The sequence below is a fragment of the Methylocystis sp. genome (assembly GCF_051061225.1).
In the GTDB taxonomy this organism is placed as follows: domain Bacteria; phylum Pseudomonadota; class Alphaproteobacteria; order Rhizobiales; family Beijerinckiaceae; genus Methylocystis.
The window spans coordinates 1-4,104 of the sequence record NZ_JBPFEB010000146.1; the positions used below are offsets into that span (position 1 = coordinate 1).

Consider the following 4,104-nt stretch of genomic DNA (forward strand, 5'->3'; position numbering starts at 1 on the left):
GGCGACACGATGCAGGCGGCTCGTCAAAGATTACGAGCGCTATGCTCAGACCCTCGCAGGCCTCCACGTCGTCGCCTTCGCATGTCTCATGCTCAAGCGCGCCGCAGAATTCATGCTCCAAGGTGCATAACACCCTCTAGGATTTTCCTGGTCAAAGCTCTGTTTTCCACCGCCTAAACGGATCTCACGGCACCAAACGACTTAGCTTCTCTTCTTGTTCCAAGCGTCACCTTTACCAAGTCCACAAGCCGTCGTATGGGTCCGCTTAGCATCTTGGTTGTGTAAAAACGCTGCGGAGGTCCCGCCACAGAAAACGGTCGAGTTGGCAGCTATTTGCCAAAGGCCGACATCGCTGGCCACTTCGTGCTACCGCCGGGCGAACGCGCCGGCGAGATCCGGGCTCATTTCGAGTAGTTAGAAAGCCATGCTTCAGCTTCCTCCAATGAGAAGGAATATTCGTGGTCCACGACGCCGGAACGCATCCGCGTGCCCTCGACCAGATTCATGATGTAGAATCGGCCGTGAGCCTTTCCATGTCCCGCCTTCTCTAGACGAAAGCCTTTCCGCTCAGCGATACGATTGACGCGTTTCTCGTCTGCGTTGCTCATGGCGTCACTCCCTTTGGGTCGCCCGACCGATTAGCTCATACCGCTGCAAGCGCGAGCACGTGGGTCTGACTCGATTTTTTTAGCTGTCATGTTGGGGTAAAGTTGTGCGCGAGAGGCGCTCGGTCAAACGGCAAGGACGGTAGCGATGACCCGCACTGACTCGTTTCCGATCGTCGTCCGGCAGGTGGTCGCGGCCTTCCGTCTCGCCTGGGAGGGTTAACTGGCCGTTTACGTCGACGATACGCGCGTGCCCTACGGCGGCATGACCATGTGCCACATGCACGCGGACACCGACGAGGAATTGCACGCGATGGCCGGCCGGATCGGTGTCGCGCGGCGATGGCGCCATGGGGACCATTACGACATATGCTTGGCTAAGCGCGCGCTTGCGGTGCAAGGGGGCGCCATAGAGATCACGAAGCGCGAGGCGGTGAAGGTTCGGCGGCGCGTTCGGGGGGCGAGACGCAACGAAAGCCCCAAGGTCCGACCGTAGCCAGAGCCTCGCGCCTGTTTTGTCGCTAAAGCGATACACTCAGGTCCGGCAGACCGTCGACAAATGGGCCGGCGCTTGGTGGCGCTACAAATCGCAAGAGCCCCTAGCTAATGGTCTCGCCCTTGGAACCCAGTTCCAAGCTCCGACGTCAAAGTCCGGAATGAGCACATAGCGGCCAATGTGTTCGATCGTTCGGGAGTTGAGGAGTCCTAATCTTCTCTTTTCAACCGTTCCTCCCAGAAGGCATTCTCTGCAGAATCCTGCGCAACGCGACTAGGTCCACCGGCTTCACGAGATGGTAATCGATGCCGGCCTCGCTGGAGCGGGCGCGGTCTTGCTGTTGGCCAAACCCCGTCGCGGCGATCAGAACAGCCTTTGATGTCGCCGCCAGTGCGCGCAGCCGTCGCGCCAGTTCAAAGCCGTCCATATCCGGCAGACCAATGTCCAGCACGACGACTTCGGGCGCTTTCCTGGCGGCGGTCTCCAGGGCGCTTTGTCCGTTAAGCGCCTTGAACACGGTGTGGCCTTCCATCTCCAGCAGCAGATTCAGGCTGTAGAGTGCATCGCGATTGTCATCGACCAGAAGGATGCGTCGCGGCGTGATCGGGCCAGACTCGGGAACGCCGCTCTCAGAGAGCGCCTCAGCCGACGCCGCCAGTGGCAGCCTCACGACAAATTCCGCGCCCGTGCCAAGACCCTCGCTATGGGCTTCAACGGCGCCGTGATGAAGCTCGACGAGCCGACGCACCAGCGTAAGGCCCAGCCCCAGGCCGCTTACCGGATTGCCTCCGGACGGGTCCACCCGCGCGAAGACGTCGAATACGCTGGTCAACGCCTCCAGCGTGAGGCCGACCCCATTATCCGCGACCGCAAGAACTGCGGTGTGGCCCTCATGATGGAGGGTAACGCGGATGCGTCCCTGCTAGGGAGTGTATTTGGCAGCGTTATCGAGGAGGTTCGAAACGATTTGGACAAGGCGAACCTCATCACCTTCGACTTCCACTGGTCGGGCGCTGAGCACGAGGCTGAGCTCGTGGCCGCGCTCCTTGATCGCGGAGTCCCGGTTGGTGACAGCCGCATTGATGATGTCTCGAAGGTCCACTCGTTTGGTTTTCAGTTCCAGACGCCCCGAACTGATCCGGGCGACATCCAGCAATTCATCGACAAGGCGGACGAGATGCAGCACCTGGCGCTCCGAGATGTCGCGGATCCGTCGCAATTCGGAGTCTGGAGGAAGCCGTTTTTCAAAGATCGCCATCGCGTTGCGCAGAGGCGCCAGCGGATTGCGAAGCTCGTGGCCGAGCATGGCCAGAAACTCATCCTTGCGCCGGCTCGATTCCCGCAATGCCGCCTCCGCCTCCTGCTGGGCGATCTCCGTCGCCTTTCGCTTCGTGACATCGGCGTTCATTCCCACCCAACCGCGCAGTTTTCCAGCATCGTCCCTCAATGGCACGGCCCGCGCATGAGTCCAGCGCCAGCCGCCCGTCGCATGTCGAATGCGAAATTCCGCTTCAAAGGGAGTCTGCGCCGAAATGCTCTGGCGCCAGCTCTTCACGACGGCCTCACGGTCATCGGGATGCACGGCGTCGGCCCAGCCAGAGCCGCGAAACTGCTCCATCGACTGCCCTGTGAATGCGCGCCAATTCGGCGAATCCTCAACGACATTGCCGTCGGCGTCGGTCGTCCAGACCATCTGGGCCGAGGCGGTGACGAGAGCGCGGAAATTCTCCTCGCTATTGCGCATCGCGAGTTCGGCGTTCTTCAGCTTGGTGATCTCCACGAAGGTGATCACCACGCCTTGAATCTGGTCGGAAGACGAGCGGTAGGGATTTATCCGCGTGAGATACCACTCGCCGGTTTCGCTCTGGATTTCCCGTTCGATCGGCGCCAACTTTTCGAGCACGAGCAGGGCGTCCTGTTCGAGCCGATCATACCCCTTCTCGTCGTGGAGCTCTCACGCGTTTTCCTCGAGCAGCGCTTTCGAACAGAATCGCAAATCTCGAGAAGGCGACGCTTGATGAATCCTGCCGCGGCGAGACGACACGTCGCCTGCAAACCATGCCGGGCGTCGGTCCGATTACAGCAATGGCGATCGAGACATTCGCGCCTCCTCTTGAAGCATTCCAGCGTGGGCGTGACTTCGCGGCTTGGCTCGGGCTCGTCCCGGTGCAGCGTCCCACCGGGGGCAAGCAAACCCTCGGAAGAACGTCCAAAAAGGGTCAGCGTGACATTCGCCGACTCTTAATCTGCGGCGCTGTGGTCATCGTGCGCTGGGCTTCCAAGAAGGGGGCGCCAGTGGGAACTTGGCTGCATCGCATGTTGGCTTGCAAACCTCGCATGCTAGTGGCGATCGCGCTCGCCAATATAATGGCTCGCTCGATTTGGGCCATGTTGACCAAGGGAGAAGACTATCGGGGTCCTGCGCCTGCTGTGCTCTGATCGAGAGAGGCAGCAGACAAGGAGCGTCGGGCGTGTGAGGAGGTCGACGAACGGTAAGGGGCAAATGATCGGTTTGATCGGGCCAGGAAATGCAATACAACCCAGAGAGTTAACAGCTCGCTTGTGTGATCTGCGCCTGGTCTGCGCATCTCCATACCGGCCTGCGGTCACAAAAGCCGCATTTGAGGTCTGATACATGACCGCACCCCGATCACGCACTCTTCCGCTCGAAAACATCTTGCACGAACGGGGGCATCCATACAGGGGTTGTTCATCCCTGAAAGTCCCGAGTGCATCGTGTCGCAACGACCACTCTCAAGCCTTCAGCTCGGGTGAACAACCTCCTCAGAGACCACACCTAGATCGCAAAGGTAAGCAGTCCGCCGCTCTCGCATTCGGCGGCCTGGGCGCGGTCATCGGTGCAGCCCTTGGCGCTCTCGTAGCGGGACCGGGTTCCGGCTTCGTGGGAGCAGTCTCCGGCGCGATCGGCGCGGCCTGCGGCGGCGCGCTCTTCGGGCTTTGGTTCGATCGGAACGCGTGAGTAGCCGGCGGGCGGCTCGGCGA

Annotated in this window: 5 protein-coding genes and 2 pseudogenes; 3 read left to right on the forward strand and 4 right to left on the reverse strand. The window is 60.7% G+C overall.

The annotated features are described in order from the left end of the window. A pseudogene (locus ACR652_RS25025) lies at positions 1–130 on the forward strand (IS5/IS1182 family transposase); the annotation flags it as partial. Between the two features lie 271 nt (positions 131–401). Here ACR652_RS25025 and ACR652_RS25030 read toward each other — a convergent pair. After that, positions 402–608, reverse strand: a complete 207-nt coding sequence (locus tag ACR652_RS25030) for a hypothetical protein (RefSeq protein WP_434509185.1) — start codon at positions 606–608, stop codon at positions 402–404. Between the two features lie 220 nt (positions 609–828). Here ACR652_RS25030 and ACR652_RS25035 point away from each other — a divergent pair, with 220 nt between their 5' ends. Next, complete coding sequence (locus ACR652_RS25035; RefSeq protein WP_434509188.1) at positions 829–1,101, forward strand: DUF4031 domain-containing protein; 273 nt, start codon at positions 829–831, stop codon at positions 1,099–1,101. A gap of 223 nt (positions 1,102–1,324) precedes the next feature. Here the strand turns inward: ACR652_RS25035 and ACR652_RS25040 are convergent, their stop codons facing one another. After that, positions 1,325–2,014: a hybrid sensor histidine kinase/response regulator gene (locus tag ACR652_RS25040; protein ID WP_434509189.1), complete on the reverse strand. Its 690-nt coding sequence runs from the start codon at positions 2,012–2,014 to the stop codon at positions 1,325–1,327. A 9-nt stretch (positions 2,015–2,023) separates the two neighbouring features. Beyond that, positions 2,024–3,004 (reverse strand): PAS domain-containing sensor histidine kinase, encoded by a 981-nt coding sequence (locus ACR652_RS25045; RefSeq protein WP_434509186.1) that lies wholly within the window; start codon positions 3,002–3,004, stop codon positions 2,024–2,026. 74 nt (positions 3,005–3,078) lie between these two features. Here ACR652_RS25045 and ACR652_RS25050 point away from each other — a divergent pair. Next, positions 3,079–3,540: pseudogene (locus ACR652_RS25050) on the forward strand (transposase); the annotation flags it as partial. 358 nt (positions 3,541–3,898) lie between these two features. Here the strand turns inward: ACR652_RS25050 and ACR652_RS25055 are convergent. Beyond that, positions 3,899–4,104 (reverse strand): hypothetical protein (locus ACR652_RS25055; protein WP_434509187.1); only part of this gene is annotated, 206 nt, incomplete at its 5' end.

Excerpts from the sequence above, each read along its gene's own strand:
- ACR652_RS25030 (WP_434509185.1), bottom strand. The coding sequence starts at position 608 with ATGAGCAACGCAGACGAGAAACGCGTCAATCGTATCGCTGAGCGGAAA.